Annotated in this window: 23 protein-coding genes; 2 read left to right on the plus strand and 21 right to left on the minus strand. The window is 53.5% G+C overall.

All coding sequences use genetic code 11. The features are described from left to right. Positions 1–69: 69 nt before the first annotated feature. Both SH528x_RS36645 and SH528x_RS36650 read left to right on the plus strand, forming a co-directional pair. Positions 70–666: an RNA polymerase sigma factor gene (locus tag SH528x_RS36645; protein ID WP_442508360.1), complete on the plus strand. Its 597-nt coding sequence runs from the start codon at positions 70–72 to the stop codon at positions 664–666. Beyond that, positions 666–2405, plus strand: a complete 1740-nt coding sequence (locus tag SH528x_RS36650; protein WP_442508361.1) for a protein kinase domain-containing protein — start codon at positions 666–668, stop codon at positions 2403–2405. The genes SH528x_RS36645 and SH528x_RS36650 overlap by 1 nt, the downstream gene beginning before the upstream one ends. 488 nt (positions 2406–2893) lie before the next feature. Here SH528x_RS36650 and SH528x_RS36655 read toward each other — a convergent pair whose 3' ends face one another. The 21 genes from SH528x_RS36655 to SH528x_RS36755 form a co-directional block, all read right to left on the minus strand. Beyond that, complete coding sequence (locus SH528x_RS36655; RefSeq protein ID WP_442508362.1) at positions 2894–3022, minus strand: hypothetical protein; 129 nt, start codon at positions 3020–3022, stop codon at positions 2894–2896. Next, positions 3016–3546, minus strand: a complete 531-nt coding sequence (locus SH528x_RS36660) for a hypothetical protein (protein ID WP_442508363.1) — start codon at positions 3544–3546, stop codon at positions 3016–3018. The genes SH528x_RS36655 and SH528x_RS36660 overlap by 7 nt, the downstream gene beginning before the upstream one ends. A gap of 80 nt (positions 3547–3626) precedes the next feature. Beyond that, entirely contained in the window at positions 3627–4268 is a 642-nt protein-coding gene (locus SH528x_RS36665; RefSeq protein WP_442508364.1) for a DsbA family oxidoreductase, read from the minus strand. 158 nt (positions 4269–4426) lie between these two features. Beyond that, the gene (locus SH528x_RS36670; protein WP_442508365.1) at positions 4427–4864 is read right to left on the minus strand and encodes a molybdate metabolism regulator; all 438 of its coding nucleotides are present in this window, start codon (positions 4862–4864) and stop codon (positions 4427–4429) included. A 151-nt stretch (positions 4865–5015) separates the two neighbouring features. Beyond that, the gene (locus SH528x_RS36675) at positions 5016–5444 is read right to left on the minus strand and encodes a hypothetical protein (RefSeq protein ID WP_442508366.1); all 429 of its coding nucleotides are present in this window, start codon (positions 5442–5444) and stop codon (positions 5016–5018) included. 191 nt (positions 5445–5635) lie between these two features. Further along, positions 5636–6946 (minus strand): hypothetical protein, encoded by a 1311-nt coding sequence (locus SH528x_RS36680; RefSeq protein WP_442508367.1) that lies wholly within the window; start codon positions 6944–6946, stop codon positions 5636–5638. A 136-nt stretch (positions 6947–7082) separates the two neighbouring features. Then, complete coding sequence (locus SH528x_RS36685) at positions 7083–7409, minus strand: hypothetical protein (protein WP_442508368.1); 327 nt, start codon at positions 7407–7409, stop codon at positions 7083–7085. A 186-nt stretch (positions 7410–7595) separates the two neighbouring features. Beyond that, a complete protein-coding gene (locus SH528x_RS36690; protein WP_442508369.1) occupies positions 7596–7856 on the minus strand; it encodes a hypothetical protein in 261 nt (86 codons plus the stop codon). A gap of 229 nt (positions 7857–8085) precedes the next feature. Next, a complete protein-coding gene (locus tag SH528x_RS36695) occupies positions 8086–8262 on the minus strand; it encodes a hypothetical protein (protein WP_442508370.1) in 177 nt (58 codons plus the stop codon). A 1211-nt stretch (positions 8263–9473) separates the two neighbouring features. Continuing rightward, positions 9474–10004 (minus strand): macro domain-containing protein, encoded by a 531-nt coding sequence (locus tag SH528x_RS36700; protein WP_442508371.1) that lies wholly within the window; start codon positions 10002–10004, stop codon positions 9474–9476. A 159-nt stretch (positions 10005–10163) separates the two neighbouring features. Then, complete coding sequence (locus SH528x_RS36705; RefSeq protein ID WP_442508372.1) at positions 10164–10295, minus strand: 50S ribosome-binding protein YggL; 132 nt, start codon at positions 10293–10295, stop codon at positions 10164–10166. 114 nt (positions 10296–10409) lie between these two features. Beyond that, positions 10410–10787, minus strand: coding sequence for a hypothetical protein (locus SH528x_RS36710; protein WP_442508373.1), 378 nt, complete (start codon positions 10785–10787; stop codon positions 10410–10412). A gap of 166 nt (positions 10788–10953) precedes the next feature. Further along, positions 10954–11520 carry a hypothetical protein gene (locus SH528x_RS36715; protein WP_442508374.1) on the minus strand — a complete coding sequence of 189 codons (567 nt, stop codon included), beginning with the start codon at positions 11518–11520 and terminating at the stop codon, positions 10954–10956. Positions 11521–12130: 610 nt separating this feature from the next. Further along, a complete protein-coding gene (locus SH528x_RS36720; protein WP_442508375.1) occupies positions 12131–12520 on the minus strand; it encodes a hypothetical protein in 390 nt (129 codons plus the stop codon). A 113-nt stretch (positions 12521–12633) separates the two neighbouring features. Then, positions 12634–12843: a hypothetical protein gene (locus SH528x_RS36725; RefSeq protein WP_442508376.1), complete on the minus strand. Its 210-nt coding sequence runs from the start codon at positions 12841–12843 to the stop codon at positions 12634–12636. A 681-nt stretch (positions 12844–13524) separates the two neighbouring features. After that, a complete protein-coding gene (locus SH528x_RS36730) occupies positions 13525–14043 on the minus strand; it encodes a hypothetical protein (RefSeq protein WP_442508377.1) in 519 nt (172 codons plus the stop codon). A gap of 455 nt (positions 14044–14498) precedes the next feature. Beyond that, complete coding sequence (locus SH528x_RS36735) at positions 14499–14639, minus strand: hypothetical protein (RefSeq protein WP_442508378.1); 141 nt, start codon at positions 14637–14639, stop codon at positions 14499–14501. A gap of 249 nt (positions 14640–14888) precedes the next feature. Further along, a complete protein-coding gene (locus tag SH528x_RS36740) occupies positions 14889–17354 on the minus strand; it encodes a DUF1592 domain-containing protein (RefSeq protein WP_442508379.1) in 2466 nt (821 codons plus the stop codon). 113 nt (positions 17355–17467) lie between these two features. After that, the gene (locus SH528x_RS36745) at positions 17468–18091 is read right to left on the minus strand and encodes a transposase (protein WP_442508380.1); all 624 of its coding nucleotides are present in this window, start codon (positions 18089–18091) and stop codon (positions 17468–17470) included. 109 nt (positions 18092–18200) lie between these two features. Continuing rightward, complete coding sequence (locus SH528x_RS36750) at positions 18201–19463, minus strand: DUF1552 domain-containing protein (RefSeq protein WP_442508381.1); 1263 nt, start codon at positions 19461–19463, stop codon at positions 18201–18203. Beyond that, positions 19460–20806: a DUF1552 domain-containing protein gene (locus SH528x_RS36755; RefSeq protein WP_442508382.1), complete on the minus strand. Its 1347-nt coding sequence runs from the start codon at positions 20804–20806 to the stop codon at positions 19460–19462. Before SH528x_RS36755 ends, SH528x_RS36750 begins: the two co-directional genes overlap by 4 nt. Positions 20807–20814: the final 8 nt, after the last annotated feature.

The raw sequence follows: 20814 nt of genomic DNA on the forward strand, positions 1-20814 counted from the left end.
CTACATTGTTCTCGCATAGGTTTATGTGGGCTGATTCATTCCTGCAAATGACCCTGTAAACTGGGCTGCATGAATCACCTCGGACACACAACCGCACTCCAAGAACGCCTGATTGACTTCAAATCCGGCGACATAAATGCCCGTGAAGCGATCATCGAACACACCTGTGAGCGTCTCAGGCTTAGAACAAGGCAAATGCTTCGATCATTTCCATCCGTATCGAGGTGGTCGCAGACGGACGACGTTTTACAGAACGCCATGATTCGGCTTCACAAATCGCTGGCCCAAGTGAAGCCCGAATCGCCACGACAGTTCTATGGATTGGCAGCAACTCAGATACGAAGAGAATTGATCGATCTGGCCCGTCACTTTTCTGGGGCCGAAGGTGTCGGTGCAAATCACGACACAAATGACGGGGAGACAATCAAAAGATCAGCGGACACCAACTACGAACCTGAGACACTTGAGCGATGGTCAGAATTTCACTCGGCTGTCGAGCAGTTGCCGGAAGAGCAGCAAGCGGTTGTCGGGCTGGTTTTCTATGAAGGGATGAGCCAACCCGAAGCATCGAAAGTTCTTGGCGTTTCACTTGCGACTTTGAAACGACGTTGGCAAGCCGCACGGCTGCAACTCTCGGAACAACTGAAGTCGCACTGGATTGATTGATGGAAGATAGAGACGACATCATTTCTGACTTACTGCTTCGCTGGGAGGAATCCTTCGAGCATGGTGATGATGTTGCACCCACTGATCTGTGCAAAGACCATCCCGAGCTACTCGATGAACTTCAGTCAAAGATCGATGACCTCAAAAAGATGTCATGGATGACCAAGGAAGATGATCTGGGTGACGATCAGCCTGACAAACTTCTGTCAAAGACTCTTGGCGATCGATACCGGATTGAATCGTTGATTGCTCAAGGTGGCTTTGGGCGAGTGTACAAAGCATTCGATCCAGAACTTGAGCGACATGTGGCAGTCAAAGTCCCACATCGGCATGACTCAAACGGGCAGGTTGATGCTCTGATCGAAGAGGCTCGTCGAGTTGCCAAACTGAGGCATCCGGGAATTGTCTCCGTTCACGATGTTGGCAGAGAAGACGGAACCTATTTCATCGTCAGCGAACTTATCGAGGGGCGGAATCTAAGCGAAGTCATCGCCAGCAGTCGTCCTACCGCCAAAAACGCCGTTCTGTTGGTCGCCGAAATCGCCAAGAATCTTGAATATGCACACAAAGCAGGGTTCGTTCATCGAGATATCAAACCAGCGAACATCTTGATTGATGAAAATGGTAAACCGCTCATCACCGACTTCGGAATTGCGTCAACACATGAAGCAGACGAAGTGACTGCGACAAGGGGCACACTGCCGTACATGGCTCCAGAGCAAATCGCCAATGAAACTCAGTTGGTCAATCAACGTTGCGACATCTACTCGCTTGGTGTTGTGCTGTACGAACTGTTAACGGGAGAGAGTCCATATTCAGCCAGAACGCCGGGAACATTACGGGAGCAGATTCTTTTCAGATCACCAAAAGCGATTGCCAACGAATCAGTGACGCCTTCAATCGAGGCTGTCTGCCTGAAGTGCCTTTCCAAGCATCCAGCAGATCGATTCGAGTCCGCTGAAGACTTTGCTGTAGCTCTTCGACAGAGCTTGCAAGAATCAGCAGTTCCAAAGGTCATTCTGCCGAAATGGATCGGAATCATTGCTGTTGGAGTAGCTCTTGTGGCTGCTGGATACACGGCGGGGAAGTTCTTCAATTCGGCGAACACAGAGGCTGTTGATCCATCTGTTCAAGGTGGCATCACGTTTGACGGCACACGTCGGATTGTGACTCCAGTGATGAACTCGACTATCCCAATTACGATTGAAGCTTGGGTTGCCCCAAGCGATGTGGACAATTCAGAAATTCAATTCATCGTTGGAAGCGACGTTCCGGGCCACTACGGTATCGGTATGGGAGTCGGCAAAGGTGGTCACCCAATGGCCGAAACCGTGCGTGGAGGTGCCGATGCCACGAGATACCACTTCCCGACGAATCGTTGGAGCCATCTCGCCGTCGTTTTTGGCTCCGATGAGACTCGGGTCTATTTGAATGGCAAGCTGGTAGCGACCTGTGATCCGACCAACCAGCCCGAGGTCGAGTCACAATTTGTGATCGGAAATCTCGGCAAGGATCAGGGCAACATGTGCTTCACCGGGAAACTGAGGGCCGTGAGGATCACTTCTGGAGAAACATTCGAGGGAGAATTTCTACCTGACGAGAATTTCACGGCTGGAGACAACTCCGAGGCTCTGTTGATCTACGAAGGGAGCAGCTTTGGCGGCGACCAGATCAGAGATCTGAGTGAGAATGGAAACCACGGAAGGTGGGACTCAATGGTGGCTAAAAAATCAGAGTAGAGGATTCACTGCACGAGCCAATGGATCTCTCAGTGTCGGAAATGTCGGATTCTGTGTCGGATTTGCGATTCTCAAATCGTCACAACTCTTGTAGTATCAGTGACTTGCGGCTTGCGAGTCTTGATTCCGTTATCCTCCACTCTGGAAGCCGCTTGTGATTTCACAAGCGGCTTTTTTCGTGCGCCAATCTCCTTGAGCACCAACAACTTACGACATTCGCCGATCTGTAACCGACAGTGGGTACAAGTGCATGGGTCAGGAAATGGGGTGGATTTGGGTCAGATTTCGCGTCAGAGGCGTTAGGATGAAGCCCCTTTTGATTTTGTGTAACCAGCCAGCGATGGGGCGGCAGCTAGCAGTCTCTGGCAAGCTCATCGAGCAACGGCTGAAGCGTCGGACGTAGTTCAAGGATCGCTAACTTCAATGTTTCGAAACGGGGATCAAAATACCGGTTCGTGGCCGACGTGCGAGACACTTTGGATGTCATGCTAGACGCCACCGACAACCATTCCAACTCCCGGCAGCACGGCCACTCGCAGATAGTTGGGAATGACATAGCCCAACACTCTCGCAGGGGCTTTGCGAATCGCAGGAAACTCTTGTTCCGAATTTACCACATTCCCTCCTTCTCCAGATCGATTCCCCAGTCGTCCAGTACAAAAGTTGGAACGACTCGAAAGCTCGCCCGACCATCAGCCCACTTGATTGTCTCTGGTCGTTTGGCAAACTCGGTGCATAGACGGCTCGGATGTGGCATGATCCCGACTCGGCCAAGGTCAAGACGATCCGAGTCCCAGCAAGTTTGAATTGTCGCGTCGGGATGATCCCGTTCGTGGGTGTGCCCTTCGCAGGCACGGTACAACAGCCTGAACTCGTGATCGTCCAATTCGAACAGGTCACCCCGCAGTTCAACGGCGAACTCGGCAGCCCGTGGCCCATGCTCTGGATCAGTGACTTCGTTGATTCTGCGTGAGTCGTGAAGTACAGCAAACAGTGACACGACTTCGACGTTGGCTCCAGTTACTTCGGCCAGTTTCAGCCCATTTCCGAGGACTCTGGCCCAATGCGCAACGCCATGATCACCGCCCAGTGGAAGGGAGTAATCTCGAAGGACGGCTTGGAGGATTGGCTTCAGCTTCATGTACATACTTAGAAATCGCTTTGATCTGACTCATCTAATTTCTTCAGCTTTCGCATACAACTCTGCCGGTGTTTTCCCTGTCATGTCGAAGAATCCATCACCTGTCTGAACGCCTCAAGGAAGGTTTCCGCCTGTTGTGCGCCGGACAACGTGATCTGCTGGTCAATAATGAAAAATGGAACCCCTGTGACCCCATATCGCTGTGACATTTCTCTGGCGTTTGAGATGATATCCATTCCATCATCACTGTTCAGCATAGTGTCGGCAGCTTGCCGGTCCAGTCCGGCTTCAGCAGTCACGTCAATCAGTCTCTGTCGCTTGCTGATGTCCTTGCCCTCTGTGAAATAAGCTCGGAACAGTGCCTCAACAACCGCATCTTGACAACCATTCTGATCGGCAAGCCAGACGAGCCGGTGAGCATCAACTGTGTTTGGCGTTGTTTCAGATTTATCGAAGGCGAAATGTATCCCTTCGGATTCCCCAACAGCAATAACTTGAGCATCCAGTTCCATTGAGCGTTCCCAACTGCCGAATTTTCTGGTGCGATATACTTTGCGACTGATGCCTTCTTTCGGCATCGTTGGGTTGAGCTCGAACGGATGCCAGTGAACCTGCACGTCGTGCTGACCATCGAGAGCAGCAATCGCCTTCTCAAGCCGTCGCTTGCCGATGTAGCACCATGGGCAGATGACATCCGAAACCACGTCAACAGCTAGATTCATTGCAACTCCTTGTGATTAACAGTGGTGTGTTTCTGTTGTCATACCTGCTCAACGGCTAACGTTGGAATTCACGGTGGTGGCGGGATTTGATCAACCACTTCGAAACGCGCGGCCACCGCCACTCCAGTGCGACCATCTGGGTCTCCGTCATTTTTGGATCAAGCGTCCCGAACAACGCGTTCGATCGCGTCCAGTGCGGTTGAGTCGAATTGCCCCGCTCCTGGAACCCGCTGTCGCTGGATAGCAATCTTGAGGAACGGCTTAGCGTCGTTGTCGATGGTTCCTTCGTCCATTAGTTGGCCGAGTCCAGTGGCGATGATTGTGGCATCAAGCGTAAAGGAATCCCAATCGTCCGATTCGTAGGCGAGGGCGTAATCGGAAAGTTCGCCGTTCAGAATCCAGGCGAAGCAATCCGAAAGTGAGACATTTTGGTTCTCTTCTCGCCAGGATCGCCATTCGTAGTACGCTACGCTACCTTCATCGCTTCCAAACGGCGCGGATTCGTCAACGCAGTCCCAGAACAGCGGTTCGGTCATCAGTTCGCGAGCACGTGGATGTGCGATCTCTGGTTCGTTGAACGGGTCGTGTTCGGTCATGATCTCTTCAGTCGGATAACGGCTGAATTCACCGAGAACGCGCAGAAGACGTTGTGATGACAAAGTCGCCGTACTCGCGTTCTGCAGTGCAATTCATGGTTCGTCGGTATGTTTACGACGGATGTTCGGCGACCATCGCCGGCAACTGATTTCAGCCTACCACATCTCGATCCGCCGTCGTAACGGAATCAGTGCCCGCCTGTGGTAGACTCTTGGCGAAATGCAAAAGCACGATCCACACCAACGGAACGCAGACGGTCCAGAAAGGCTGCAGCATATGAACGGTCAAATACGGGTTACCATCGTTATCGCCAGTAAATCCGATCAACGCTGAAACCAATCCGAAGCACGCAACAATGCCCATCGTCCGCGCGATCCCGCGCAAGCAGACCGGGACGGGAGCAACATTTCGCGTCACCAACGGCGGAACCGCGTATTTCAGAGCACCAAGGTAGAACAATCCGATGATCGGCCATCCGTAGTACGGCAGCATTATGTTCGCAAATGTCGATGAAACGAACATCGCGATTGCGACGATGAACGCAAGTATCGCGAATACGATAAACGCAATCAGAAGCACCCGTTGGTGCAAAGTTGGTTGAGTATGGGGAGATATGGGTGTGTCGATCACAATGTTTGCCATGTCGAGCGACTTTAGTCCGGCGAACGTTGAGCGTAATCGGGTGGCGACGTTACGCTGTCAATTCTGATTCGCCCGGATTCGCCGCTCCGGTTCACACAAATGTTCTGCAACCAATGTTAAACGCTACTTCACTTCGCCAACAGACCTTGCAATAGCCCCCACGAATACATGCCGCGTTTGATCTTTATGGTAGCGGCACCAATCTGTTCGGGAACGGCGGGCGAGAAGCGGGGAGGGACGAGGCGTCTGCTCTGAAACAACTCGAAACGACTATTGACCGAATGAATCCCCGCACCAAGATGACACCCGGTACACGAATGGAGTCGCGGGACCTTCGCCCCCCGCGGTGGATTTTCGATCTTGTCGCCCGATTGAAATGTCGTTGTGTAATGAATCTCCTCGGCGGCAATCGGCCTCATCGGCACATTTCCCCGCATCATCTCTCGCGGCTGCATCACGAACTCGGAAAAAGCCTGGCTCGGCAGCCCAATCGCCGGGTTGTTTCGTCGTGCGTCAAGATCGACATTCAGATAAACACGCAACTGAACTCGATGCACCAACGGGCTAAGAGTGAGTTTCCCCGAATCATTGATCAGCAATGCCTGCTCGACAATCGCGAACTGTGTGCCGACCGGAAATTGAGGCGTCAATGGATTGTCGTGAAAATCCAGATCCCTGAATGCCGGATGCCCCGGGATTTGAGTGTAGGGAGCCTGCTTCCCGGAAATCCAGGGCGTACGCAGCGCCGCCAGCTCGGCGACGTACTTGAGCGCAGCAGCTCGACCCTCTGGCAATCGTATCAAAACGTGAAAGGCCGAACGAGCGGCAACACTTTCTGTATGAACAATTGCCGGAACGGAATGATCTACCTTCGACAGGCAGACCCAAGGCCCGTCATCCTCAAGAATGTCCTTCGGAAGGAACGGCTGTTTCGATTCATCAGCATTGTAATTCGTTGAGAATTTTTCCGTAGCGGCCGTCGCAGTCAACGGATTCGGCAAGCTCTGTATCTCAGCATCAGATAGAGCGAGCTTTCCTATTGCGACAGCCAACTCGCTCTGCATCTTGCGGAGCTTCGACGGCAGCACACGCGGATCATCGGCCGTCGACAGCCCCGGTTGCGTCGTCCAGTCGAACACAGTCCACAAATGGTGTTGAAGAATCGCTCGGTTGAGCGTCGGATAGGCTTCGATCTGATCGCGAGGCAGGGCGTTAAATTCGGCCAACGATTGCAAAAGTCTTGCGAGAGTGCCATCGGACACCAGGTATCTGGATTCCTTCCAAAGAAGCGGCGAAACAAGATCCGCAAAGGCGGGGTCATCCGTTGATGTGCGCACCATGATGACATCGTACAAGGCATCGTAAGGATCGGGCCTTACGTCTGCGATGCAGACAGTGCCGAAAGCGGCGACCAACAAGGCAGCAAAGATGGGTCGCATAGGTATCTCGTTGATTGCAGAACGGCACGCGTCACCGGGTACGCACGAAAGATTCTCAATTGTAAAACCGCCCGACTCACGCACTCCGGTGCACGCGAATGTTACCCGCAATTATAGTGTGGGGGCACACCCATATTCAGTCATCAAGGCCGTCAACCGAATAGTCGTCACAGTCGAAGCACGCAAAAGGGTTGTCTTCATCCCAAATTTGGACGTCGTAGCGACCGAAATCAAGTTGCGAGCCGAAAAGATTGCGATCTGCGATACGTATTCGATCAAGTTCCTCGAACAAGCCAGCCAACGAAGCAATTGGCGACGGATTGCCAAAGGTGAATGTGGCGATGTTGCCTTGGTGTTCAACAATCACTTTCACAACGCGAGGACGAGCGTTGACAGTTACGGATTTAATCTCGAGCTCAAACGGTGACTCGTAGCAGTATTCTTTCATGTGAGCGGATGACACGTTGGAAGTTTGAGAATGTCTAGCCCAGTCGGTTAACGGTACGGTTCAGCGGGGCCGCGCGAACGACTCACCACTTCAAAAACGTCAACTCGCGACCTCCGACGCAACCGCTGGTTCGCCGCAAGATCCGACGCATGGAAGAGTCGTGAGCAATACAAAGGATAGTCTAGCAGACAACCGACGACATCACGGATGATTAAGATGGCTCTCCCATGCAACAACCGCCTCATCAATCGACGTGACCCACTTTCCGGGCGGGACAACAAAAAAACGGGACGGATCGGGTTGCGCATCCGCTTCGATCGTGGCGTATGAATAGTCGGGAGCGACGGTCTTCTTGACCGTGGAGATGCTGAGTGATTGTCCACCGGACATCGGAATGGAAATCGATTCAGGACGGTTCGGCAGCCGCTTAACCTCGGATGCCCAAGTGCGAAGCTTCTGCATTTGTGAAAAGTACCGAACCTGACGGTAGGCATACGGGCCAAATGCGAATGCAAATGCTATTACGATTACGACCGTCATCAGTCGCCTAAGTGAGAATCGCCTTTGCATCCTGTTCGACTTTTCTAGTTGGCGAACGCCACCGATCACGGGGCGGCGACGAGAAATTCTCATTTGTTAAAAACGCGACTTCGCCGCTCCCGTGCATCGGAATGGTTATCCGTCAGCTTTGCTAGTCATCAGGGTGGTCACCCAGAACAGACTCTTCCTGTCGATCGACCAGCTTCACGGCATCTTCGGTAAACGAGAGCGAACATTCCAGGCTTGGGTCAATCGTCAAAACAAAAGCTTTCGCAGCAGGTTCCATCGTGTCAATGTCATCCGCCAACTTCAGAAGCGTTAAGTCCATTCTATCATTCGACAATCTCATCTGCTTCGATGTATTGTCGTCGAAAGTAGCCTCCGCAAAAGACGAGAAACTTCGGCCCGCGTCGTATCGCACCGCAAGCCGACAGGATTTCCATCCGTTCCGAGCGAATGCGATTGTTTCCGCATGAAGTTCCTCCGCGATGATCCGAATACGCTCATTGAATTCAGGTGTCATTTGTGATGTCAGGTATAGGGAAGGGCAGCAGGTGTGAATGGCACGTAAACGATGGCAGCCAAGAGATCGGATAACGGTAGGGTTTTGCGGGCGGCGGCGAACGACATGCAAGCAAACAGGGAAGCGTGCCACCGCCGCTCCGTCAACAACCCATGGTTATCCGCGCAAATCCGCAAGAGAGCGCCGCCACGGTCTCATGGAGACCAGGACAAGCGGTATGCCGACGATGGCGGCTATCCCTGCGAAGAAACCTGAGTATAGGAAGTTTAACCAGGGCCAGTGCGAGTACGGAACTGTAGGGTCAGAAAAACCGGGATACGCGAATGGGATAGAAACCATGTAGGCAATGAACAACGCAGCGATCAGCGTAAAGATGCAACCGAACACAAGTCCGGTCGCTGAGAGCAACAGCACAGGAACGCTGGTTGAATCGGATGCATCCAAAGTTGGCGGTGAACGATAGGGCCCCGCGGATTCAGTCAGGGTCACGTCTCTTGGTTCGGATAACTTATGTTTCTGCGGTGAGTGAGGGTGAGAATAAGCCTTTTCGGGGTGTTCTCACCCTGAGTCGAAACTTGTTCTCACAGTGATCTCCTCTTCGTAGCGGTACACCGCGAATTCTATTCTCACCCGCTGCAGAACTAGCGTCAAGTTTGTTCTCACCCCGTAGAACAGACTTGGCTGAGGCGTGTGCACCCACGCAGATTTCAGAGATGGCGAACTATGAAACGGTAGAACAAGTGCCATATTTCACCAGAGGAGGGGCGGTAGTGTATTGCATGGCGATTAAACCAACACCCCCTCCAGGGTCACGCCAGATAGTTTGCCCTCGACCCATGAGTTGGGAGAATCGGTGGGTTTGATGAAAAACCTTGGAGCTACACAGGCAGAATAACCAAGTACCCGATCAGCAGAGGACCGGGGTCCCGGGTTAAAAAACCCTCGCGATGGATGTGCATATCGATTCTTCGAAGTCCTCGACCTTCTCCGACTGCAATGTAGCGTCGTCGTCAACGTCACGACCTTTTGAAAATCACAACTGTTACCTTGATCGTTGATTCCAACTTTTGTAATTCATCGAGCATGATGTGCTTCGCCTTCTCCTGATTGAAGCCACCCGAACCGGCTCCGATCAACGGGAAGGCGATGGACTGAAATCGATTGTCTTCGGCAACCTTGATTGCATTCCTGACGGAATTACGAATCGACGTTTCCGATGCCCTCCAAAGCATATTGATCCCGGCGACGTGGATGATTCCCATGAACGGGAGCTTCCCCGCTGACGTGAGCGCTGCTGACCCAAGTGGAATCGGCCCGTGCTTGGCGAGTTCCTTGAATGGACCAGTGCCACCACGTTTCTTGATTGCCCCGGAAACACCTTGGGGAAGCAATAGCCACCACGAAATGATGTTCCGGTTCCAAGCGTTGACGATCACATCAACGTCTTGGTCTAGTAGGTCGCCATCGACGACACGAATTTTGTAGGGGGGACAATCGGGACAAGGAAGCACAAATACCGATTCTGTGCTGCCTTCTGGCGTGGTCATTGGTGTGTCGTCAAGAAACGACTCGCAGATTGCCAGAGGAACGAGATATTGCTTTCCACATTTCGGGCATTGAAAGAGGGGCATTGTTTTCTATTTCCAGTCAAACACTGCAAACTGCGGCAAGTGAGCGTCTCCGAACTGCAGGCTCGATGCCTCAATCTAGTCGATAAAATTGTTTATCAAATAATCGGCTTTGGCCTCGGTGGTTCCTGGAGTGAACTTTGCCGACATCTCGAAGCAAAACTCCGTGAACTCACCAAGACGCCGTTTCTTGCAGAGGCGTCGTCTCATAGGAATTGCTCAATCAAACGGTACCGAACACCGAGGATCGGGAGTTGAGCATCCACTCGTGAGAACGGCCCACCGGTTCTTCGATGCATCGGATGGTTCGCCAGCATTCACGGGTTAAAGTTCTGGGAAATCTTCGCCAAGGAGTTCAAACAAAGGACCGAACGTGAGCTGAAGTCCGTATTTCATCCATTCACCAATGTACCAACCGTAGGCGTCGCCAATCATCCCCGGTGGCATCGCGTAATCAACCGGTCGGTAAATGACATGGCCGATTCGGATGGCCAACGCCATTGGAAGACTAGACTCCGTGAAAATATGTTGCATCACAAGCATATTGAAAGGGCCAGTCGAAGCGATGTAGATCGGAAACAAGACCAGCAACCATTTAACGACTCGCGTTGGAGTACTTTGTTGTCGCTGAGAGCGGAATACAAGAACGATACCCAAGGGAACCAGCGAGAAACAGGCGATCCCAATTGGTGGATATCGCACTGTAATCGCGCAAAGCACCGAAAATGCTGCAGCGATGCTAAAAAGGAATCGGATTGAGAATTGCATGACGGCCAAATGGAATCAGCGGCGGATTACCGGGGTCTTCTCTATTGGCCTCATTTGAGAACGAAGTGGGCACGCGATATTTTTTGGCGAACGCCCCAGATCAGCGGGAACCGGCGTTTGAGCGTCCATGCGGGGAAGCTGACCACCGGCCCTGCGTTGCATTCGATGGTTGCTCGTTTGCTTGACGCTCGTTTGCTTGACTAGGGAAGTCCAACTGCGGAGTCCCTATTGTTACATTGGGAAGATCCGTTCGCATCTGCTCCATGCCATCGCGAGAGATATCAGTGGCATCGAGCCGCACCCGATTGATTTCGGGCAGTCGTTTCAACGCGCCAACGAGTTCGGGAATGTCAGTGTCATCTACCGTGGTCGGATATCCAATGTAATTGGCAAACAATACCTGCTTTGGAGTTCGGGTGTGTATTGCGTCGTAGAACCAGCCTCTTGATTCAACGATCGCCCAATCAGATTCGGATGTGGGCCGATCAAATACCCGTTCACCAACGAATCCGACACTGCCTCCGAGCCTCCAGATTTGCTCAACCGCTTGACGTCGTTTGCGATTCTGATTTGCTCTGTTCGTCAACCATGAAAAGCAGCACGCGATCACTGCGGTGACCGCAATGACAGTTCGTAGGCGGTATCTCAGGCGGCGTGATACTTTCATTTGCTTCAGTCGGATAACGATCACGTGGTCGCCGCAAATGACTCACCACTCCAGTAAACTCAACTCGGCGACTTATGGGCATGGTCTGGTTCGCTGCATTCTGCAGCGATGTAGTGGCCGCATGCCCAGTGAGTCCGAGGAATGCTTATTCTATTGATCGGGGCGTCCGTTTACCAATCGATTTATTCGCCAATTGCGCATGCCCATCACAAAAAGAAAGAATGCAATTGCAATCAACGCTGCGGAAAAACCAATCGAGTAACAAATAGCCGCACCATTGGAAATTGGTCGTCCATTGAATTCGATGCCTGTAATCCCGGATTGAGTTGGAATCCACCCAAGTTCTTGATTGAGGAGCAGAAATCCGGGAACACTAGCTGTGACGCCGATACAGAACAACAGCAACGCACCGAGGAGGTGTCGCCTAACCGGGCGTCGAGACAGCGATGTGTCTCCGACTGTCTCCGGTGGTTGGTATGGTTTGGCCATCGGCACGTTGGTTAGCGAACGGCAGGTTTGACCGGGGACGAGCAAATGGGCAACCACTGCCAAAACGCGAATTCAACTCCTCCGCGTCCAACCCATGGTTCTGCTTCATTGTTGCGAAACATCACGGTGGATACGGACTATAAACCGTCACCGGGTTGATGACGCCATTGACCATACCGCCGAGCGCTAAGGCGGTCAAGAAATATACGACGAGTGCGAGGAAGAACACAAAGATCACGACAGGAAGTCCGCCCCGATTCCAACCAATGCGTGGTCCAAATTGGACGTTTGCCCATGCGGAGGCAATCGCAGAGATCGCAGTGAGGATCAGAAGCAGCAGCTCCGGCATCGCCGAACGCGTTAGCGCGAACGTTGCGCAGAGAACTGAGTAGTTGACGGATACAACCGCAATCGCTTTGAAGTTCCGCAGCCAAGTCGATGGCAACTCGGCCGACTGGCTGGCGTTTTCGTTGGACGATGCTGGTGGAACGTACGGATTTGGCCTCGTCATGCGATCGATCGTAGTTGATTAGCAGAACGTTAACGTTAAAATTCACGCGGTGGCGGGAGTTGATCGTCCACTTCGAAACGCATACGCACCGCCACTCTCATGCAATTCTTTGGTTATCCGCCGTTTGTCGTCAACCAATCGAGTACGAACTGTGAGTAACCATCCCAGATTTCCGGGAATCGCGTGACATTAGGAATGTGATTAACTTCGAGCAAGTGAGGTCGTCCGTTGCGATCGACGATGTAGTCATTCGCAGCGATTTCAAGTCCAAAGCCCCGAGCCACGGCCCGAGTGTCGGCGACGAGCGCAGAGTCGGGGTCCACGATTGATGCAGTACGTGGTGGATAGATTTAAGCCAGTCGTCACCCTCAAGCCGAATTTGCCAGGCGCGTTCCCCGATCACAACGACGCGAATAGCGTCACCATCAATGAAAGGCTCAACGATAGACGCTTCATCCGTTACGAGCGATTCCTCGAATCGCTCCTTGTTTTCGCCGCAATGCCAGTTACCCCATTTCGCAACAGATGGACCGCTTGCGATGTATTCGGCCCCTGGTGAGGAGTAGCCACGCGGCGGATCGGCGAACGAGGTAAAACGCAATGCTCGTGCAAGGCAAGGAAGCTTGAGCCGACAATCCATCATCGCCGAAGCGTTAGGCAGGCATCGGCCACCCCAGATCGCAAGGCCCGTGATGAAATCGTGATCGTCAGCAAAGATGCCGTGGAAAACCAAACAAGAAACAGGCAGAAGTCGAGCACCGCTTGCGGACTGAACAAAGAGTTCGCCATCACGAACCATAATTGCCGGAAGCAACGCGTGGCAAACTATGGGGCCCCCGTATCGCCGCTTGATATCAGCAAGCTCGTCGGCGTCTAAGCCAATAATGCAAGGAAGCGGATTCATGCTATTCCTTCAGTGTGATAACGGTACGGATCACGTGGTACGCACAAAATCTTCTCAACTTCAAGACCGTCCGGTTTGCGCACCCAGGTGCACTCGATTACTACTCACCATTCGAGCTTTCAACACGCCGAGGACCGAAGAACCGTATTGGATTTGCATCGAGGTAGACTTTGCTGATACACGCGTCGGAAATCACCAGTCTTTGCGTTGCCTCGCCATCGATCTCAATCAAAACGTAGTTGTAACCAACGCCCGCAATTTGACCGAGTGTGGTTCGGATCAATGGCATCACCGAAACACGATCAGCCGATGAGGCCATGAAGTCCGGTCTTTCAGCATATTGGACAAGGGCAACGCGTACGAGTTCGTTTTGCTTTGCAAGCTCCTCTGCGTCGATCATCCGTTGTCCGCGCCTCGCGATTTCTTTAGCGACAGTAAAGTTCGCCTCGGAATAGCAGTGGACAATTACGTTCGTCGTACCGTCGACAGACTGGATCCCCACTCGCATCCCGGGCGTGATGAATCCGAGCAGCTTTTCAGGAAGATCAGTGTCCGGTGATTGAGCACGTGCTGTGGTGCATATCGCGATCGTGATGGCTACAGCGAGGATTCTGAACATCGCATAAGGCTCCTATCTTTCGGGTAACGGTGAAATCACGAGGTACGCGAGAAAGGCTTGCAAGCAGACGAGAAAACGGACCACCTGTACTCCAGAGCATTTCATGGTTCTGCCTTCAGGCTGCGTTACGGACACCGTCCAGCACACGCGAACATACATCCTCTTCCAACCAGAAGCAATCGCGTCGCGCTCGGTCATGTTTAGTGGCAATGAGTGTTCCAACAAGAAAGAACACTAATCTTCTCTAATCGCACACTAATGGCTTTATCGTGGAGGTCTGCCCTGCGTCCATTGGCAGCGGCAAGCGATCGAGCAACCATCTCGGAAATTGGCTATCGACCGAGCAACCACGGACAGCAAGAACGACCCGCATCACGGGGTGGCGGGAGTTGACTTTGACTCCAAAAAACGCTGGCCACCGCCGCTCCCATGCTTGCGATGGTTCGACAGTTTGTTCAGATGTTCTCGACGTCACCGGTGAACTCTGCCGGCTTCTCGAAACACTCTCGATACATCTCATAGTTCTCGACGATCGATTCTCCCATTTCACCCGCGACGGCGAGTGTCTTGTCGTAAGAGTCACCATCCTCGATCACAAAGTACTCGATGAAGAACTTAAGCGTTCGGCCAAGCTGTATATCGAGTGTGTGGATACAGACAAATTTTCAAGGTAGGGCGAGATGTTTCATGGTTGGTTCAGTGGCGTAGCTGAAAGCCTTGGTTTTTGCGACGGCGCGTTTAACCGTCAGCCGCAGGCGTTCGCGAGTTCATGTTGACGTACGCGTGCGCCTTCGGCTACCGGTTAAACGATTGCGGCTCAGCAATACGGATCGACTACTCATGGGTTACTTCGCTCGAAAAACATTGCTGGTTGTGGCGGCAACGATCAGATCCTGAAAACGGTAACCGCCGTCGGGTTCAGCCTTGACGATGGCATTGACGACGCGTTGATCTCCGACCGAGAGCTCTCTGCCTGCGCCGTACTGCAGCAACTTAACAAGCAGACAACGGATGAAGATTTCCGGTTTGTCGAGCAGCACTTGCCGAATGGAATCCACTCCGCTGAGTTGCGTGCCGTCGGGCATCGTCGCTTTCGCGTCGATGGGTTGTTTCTGACCGATGTATTTGTCTCGCCAACCACCAACCGCATCGAAGTTTTCCAGTGCCAAGCCAATCGGATCGATATCGCGATGGCACTTGGCACACGTTTCGATCGTTTGATGGGCCGCCAATGTTTCGCGGACGGTAATCGCCTGACTGGTATCGACATCCAGCGCAGGGACGTCCTTGGGTGGCGGCGGTGGATGCTGACCGAAGAGATTTCCTAGAACCCAGACACCGCGCAGGATGGGCGATGATTCCACGCCGTCTCCGGTCACCGTGAGGACACCGGGCAGGCCGAGCACACCTCGACGATCGAGAACGTGACGCGGTAAGTTTTGCTCTCCATCCTTCAAGTCGATGCGTTCAGGTTCGGGCCAAGCTAGGCTTTGACGTCGGCGAGCGGCGACGGCTTCGAGATTTTTATCTCGCCTTGTTTTCATCCCCCAAACCACTCGCATCGCGCTGTTGGCGTAGGTGAAATCGGAATCAACCAAGGTGGAAATCGGCATGTTCTCACGCAGGATTTCGTCGAAGAACATCTCGGTCGAACGAATGAAACCATAACGCAAGGTTGGATCCCATTGGTAACGATTGTCGCAAACGTTGATCACCGCGACGTCTCGATTTCCGAGCCATTGACCGGTGAAATTCTTCACAAATCGTTGTGCTTTCGGATCGGCCAAGAGACGTTCGGTTTGGGCGGCTAGCGTTTCTGAATCCGAGAGTTTTCCTGCTGCGGCGAGATCGAGAAGCTCTTTATCAGGCAACGAGCTCCAGAGAAAATAGGAGAGCCGTGAAGCAAGTGCGAAGTCATTGAGTGGACGGAAAGCTTTTGGTTTTTCATGTGAGCCGTCGCTGCTAGCCTCGGGTTGGTGCTTGAGGCCCGCGGCTAGCGCCGTCGGCTCACGTTCCGACTCGCGATAAAGAAACGCAGGCGAGCAAAGCAGACGCCGAATGGCGTAGTGCCAAGCAAATTCCGGCTTTCCAGTTTCCTCGCCATGCTTCAAAACCGCTGCGATCAGCTTGTTCGATTCAGCATCCGTCAGCGGGCGACGAAAGGCTCGCTGGGCGAAAGGGAGAAGCTTTGCCTCCAGTTCAACACGGTCGAGGTTCGGCGGCCAAGTGCCAAAAAATTCTTTGACTCGAGGTGGGACGGCGACCGGGCCTTCGATTTTCATCCCGCGTAGTTCAACAGTTGGCTCGGGGCGTTTTTTGATCTTTTTGAGGGCACCATTGACTTGGGTGCGGTTTAAATCGCCTATGGGAAAAACATCAGGCGAAAGCCGGTTCACGCAGTAAAGATGAAATGTTTCGCCCGCTTCCATCGGAACGTCGCACTGGATCCACGTCGGCTCGCCAGTTGGAACTTCGACCTCAGCAACGAGCGTCGTATTCTCGATGCGTCGTCGCTTTGGCAGTTCCGATTCAGTGGGATCAAAAGCGTGAAAACTGAGCCGGAAAGGTTTTCCGTCGGCACCGGTTTCGGCCTGCGCATTTGCCAGAAGTGTCACGCGGTATACGCCTGATTCCGGTGCGACAAACAAGGGGTCCCACAGTGCGCCGACCCAACCGGACATATTGAAGCCGGTGAACTTGAGAACCTTCTTCTTTCCACGCCAGCCTCTGACCCCGTCGACACCGATCGTTTCGGTGGTGAGGTCTGACGTGTAAGAAATGGATCTCGGCAAAGGCACGAATCGATCCGCGATGTTCGTTGCCGATTCGTGATATGCATCGATCACGGACGGGGAGAGAAACAAGCCTTCCGGCATCGTGTCAAACTCCGTGCTCGCAACGTCCTCAGGAAACGAGAGCGGCAGGTTGATCATGCGGAAGCCGAAGAGGTCGCGCACTGTGTTGAGATACTCGACCCGATTGAGTCTGCGTACCGGCGTGCCACCTGGCCGAGCGGATTGATCAGCCAAAGTAAAACCGGTCTTGAGCGCCTTGATAAACTGTTCTCTTTCCGCAGCGCCCGGGTGAGCTTTCGCCTTTCTCGGCGGCATGTCGCCATCCGAGACATACTGAAAAACCAAATCCCATTGTTCGCGGGAATCCGACTTGGTCAGATCCCACGACAGAGTATCGATGCGGAAGTCACCCTGCTGTGCATCTGAGCCATGGCATTTGACGCAGAATTCGTTGGTGAAATCGGTGATGGATTTCGGGATGGGTTCGGCTGCATCGCTTTGAGCCGTGGCGCACAACAATATCGCGACGCACAATAATCGTTTAACCGGTAGCCGTAGGCGCACGCGAGCGCACCAATTAGCAAATAAAAAACGCGTGCGCCTGCGGCTACCGGTTAAACGAGAAATAATCAATGGTACGTTACCCATCCTTTATCGAGACCTGCAAACGGAGTGACCCATTTCCATTCTTGTTTTGGTTTGCCTTCTTTGATTGGATTTTCAACTACGTACGCGATTGCATTATCAATCGCGTCTTCGCCGTCTAAGTAGACCTTCCATTGGTGTTTCGCCCACATTTGTGGTGTCGCCCCGTCCGATCTTGCATGCTGCTCCAGCGGATGTCGGCCGTCGTCAAGCAACTGTCTTGTTGCCGCACCCTTCAATAGATTTGCGACCTGTTCGACCTTGTATCGATGGCGAGCGATAACCAGGTGCGTGTGCTCGGGAAGAATCGCGCACGCCCAGATCGAGTAACCGCTGGTGGCCGCTTGTTTTGCAAATCCATTGGCGATCGATGACGCTTGGTGTCCGTCAAGAACAACCGGTGGGTAAAGCAATGCCTTTTGTGCAGCTTTTCGCTGCGCTATCTCTTCGGGCGTCAATTGAGAAAGATTGCGTTGTTCCAACGCACGGGTTGTTGCGCCGTACTTCGCGATCTCCCAGCTACCAACAAAGTCAGACCATGAGCCACGAGGATCGTTGGGAAGCCAACACCCGTAGCAAGGCAGAATCACATGGTACGCGTGAATCATGTCGAGTCCTCCCAATCGTTTAACCGGTAGCTGCAGGCGCACGCGTTTTGACAAACCGGGAGACGCGTGCGCCTGCGGCTGCCGGTTAAACGAAGAGTAGACAACGTTCTCATAGCAACGCCCCGTTCAGGTTCGACGTGCTCGAAGCGAATGAATCTGCCTCGAAACCCAGTTGTTGCAAAACCGTGACGTAGAGATCGCATGCCATCTCGTTCTTGTGCTCTTGATCCGCACCACAGGAAACGTGGCGTTTGTGCTTGTATCCGCCGCCGGCAATCATCAATGGATAATCGACGCGCCGGTGCTTTGACGCATCTGCCATCGCGCTGCCAATCAGCAGAGTCGTGTTATCAAGCATCGTGGAGCCATCGCTGTCGCGCGTCTGGCTGAGCGATTTCATAAAACGCGATGCTCCCTTCATGTGAGCGGATTCAACCGCCACGAGTTCGTCGACTTTGTTCTTTCTGTTTCCGTGGTGCGAAAGGCCGTGATAGCTCGTCGACATGAGACTATCGCCAAGTAACAACGCCGCCCCGCCCAGCGGGATGGTCAGGGAGAAAACACGACACGAATCGTTCTTGATCGCGAGCGCCATCAAATCCCACATCAAATCTTCGTTCTGAAGCAACATAGACTCCGCCACAACCTCGCTCTCGGGCAGCGAGAAACCCGGCTCGCGCACAGGAAACGGTTTATCGAGCCAATCACGGCGGCGAGCGAGCTTCTGTTCCACCTCGCGGACGCCGGTAAGATATTCATCGAGCTTATCCTGATCCTGTCGACCGACTTGTGCTCGCAAAATCCGTGCATCTTCGCTGACATCATCGAGCAGACTACGCCCCGATTCGAGCAGGTATTGCTGGCGTTTCATATCCGCAGCTTTACCGCCAAAAATCTTACCGAACATAACACTGGGCCGAATGATCGGAGGCAACGGGATCCCATTTGCGTTCAGCGACATCGCCGCATTGTTGCGAATCTCACCAGCGCAGAGCTGAAGCGATTCGTAGCGGGTTTCCGACCCCATTTTCGCCGCGACTAATTGGTCCAGCGAAACACTTCGCAGAACCTGACCGGTGAACAGCGTGTAAACCAAAGCATGACCATTCCCCGTCGGGCCCTTATGATCGAGCCCTGAAATCGTAGTGAACTGGTCGCCCACGCCCGCGTCATCCAGCGGCTTGATGAGCCGGGCATCCGCGCTACTGGCAAAGAAGTCCGGCTTGTACCAGCCCAATTGCGTTCCTACACAAACGAGTCGCTTAGGCGCTTTCTTCGTTTCTGCAGCATTGCCTAGCGACGCCAATAATGGCAATGCGAGTGTCCCGCCAAGGAAGTTTCGGCGTGGTATTCTGGATTGATCATAATTCATGTTGATACGATCTCTCCAATCACACCGTCGGCTTCACCGCCCTGAAAGTTCTCGGGAACCGGTACGCCCATCACGCCGAACATCGTCTGCCACAGGTTGCCGAGATAGGCATCTTCCTTGCGGACGTGCCCTTGGTGTTTCACTCCGATGCCGCTACCGCCACACAGGATGGCTGGCAAATGATGGTTGTTGTGGGCGTTGATCGTTCCGCCGGAAGATCCCCAGACGACCATGGTGTGGTCAAGCAGCGTGCCGTCGCCCTCCTTTATCGATTTCAGCCGGTCGAGAAAGTAGGCCCATTCTTCCATGTACCAAGTATCGGCCTTGGTCCACCAACGGAGCTTGTCGGGATCCTCGCCGTGGTGGGTCATCTCGTGGTAACCGTACGGGTTGCCCTCACCCCTAAACGCTCCGGTTCCGTCCGAGTTATCCATGCGTGCCAGGTAAGAGATCACACGGGTGCTGTCGGTCTGCAGGGCGAGCGTAATCAAGTCATACATCAGCCGCTGATAGCGGCGATAGTCGAGTCCCCTGCGACTGGGGTCGAGGCCCTGTTCATCACCGAACTTGGGCGTGTCGACCGTTGGCTTCGGTTCATACAACCATGTTTTTTCAACTTGCATTTGCTTCTCGAGGTCTCGAATCCCCGTGAAGTACTCGTCGAGCTTCTCGCGATCGACCTTGCCAAGTCGATTGGAGAGCGCAGCGGCCTCGCACCGCACGGAGTCGAGCACACTGGAGCGCCGCGCGAACTCGGCCTCGCGTTCAGCGAGCGTATCGCCGGTATCCGGGCGGAACATTTTATCGAACAGCACATGAGGCCGGTTCTCAGCCGGGAGCGGCGTGCCACTGCGACTCCATGAAAGCGTGTTGTCTTGCGGGTTGCCAAACCCAGTTCCCCGTTGGATGCCGAGAACCAGCGATGAGTACCGAGTCTGGTGCCCGATCACGCTGGCGAGTTCCTGATCACAGGAGATGCGGAGTTTGCTACCACTCTCGTGCGTGTTCGTGCCGGTCAGGAAAGTGCGATCGCCGCCGTGGCCGCCAGAGTGGGTCAGTTTGAGTCCACTGACAACAGTGAAGTCGCGGCGATGGCGCTCGAGCGGTCGCAGGATGGGCGTTAGCTGGTAGTCGGGTCCGGCGGTGGCTGGCGTGAAGTCCCGGCCGTTCAGCCCAAGTCCCCACATGCAGTAGACCGAACGCTTGGGAATTTCGTCGGCCGCAATGCCACCGGCGGTGTCGGCCCCGCGAGCACAGACACTCATCGCCTCGAGCCAAGGCAGGGACATCGTGACTCCAGCGCCTCGGAGAAACGTGCGGCGACGCAGCGGTGAATGGTCCATGTTGATCT

Origin of the sequence: Novipirellula methanifontis (assembly GCF_052161655.1) — a bacterium.
GTDB lineage: Bacteria > Planctomycetota > Planctomycetia > Pirellulales > Pirellulaceae > Novipirellula.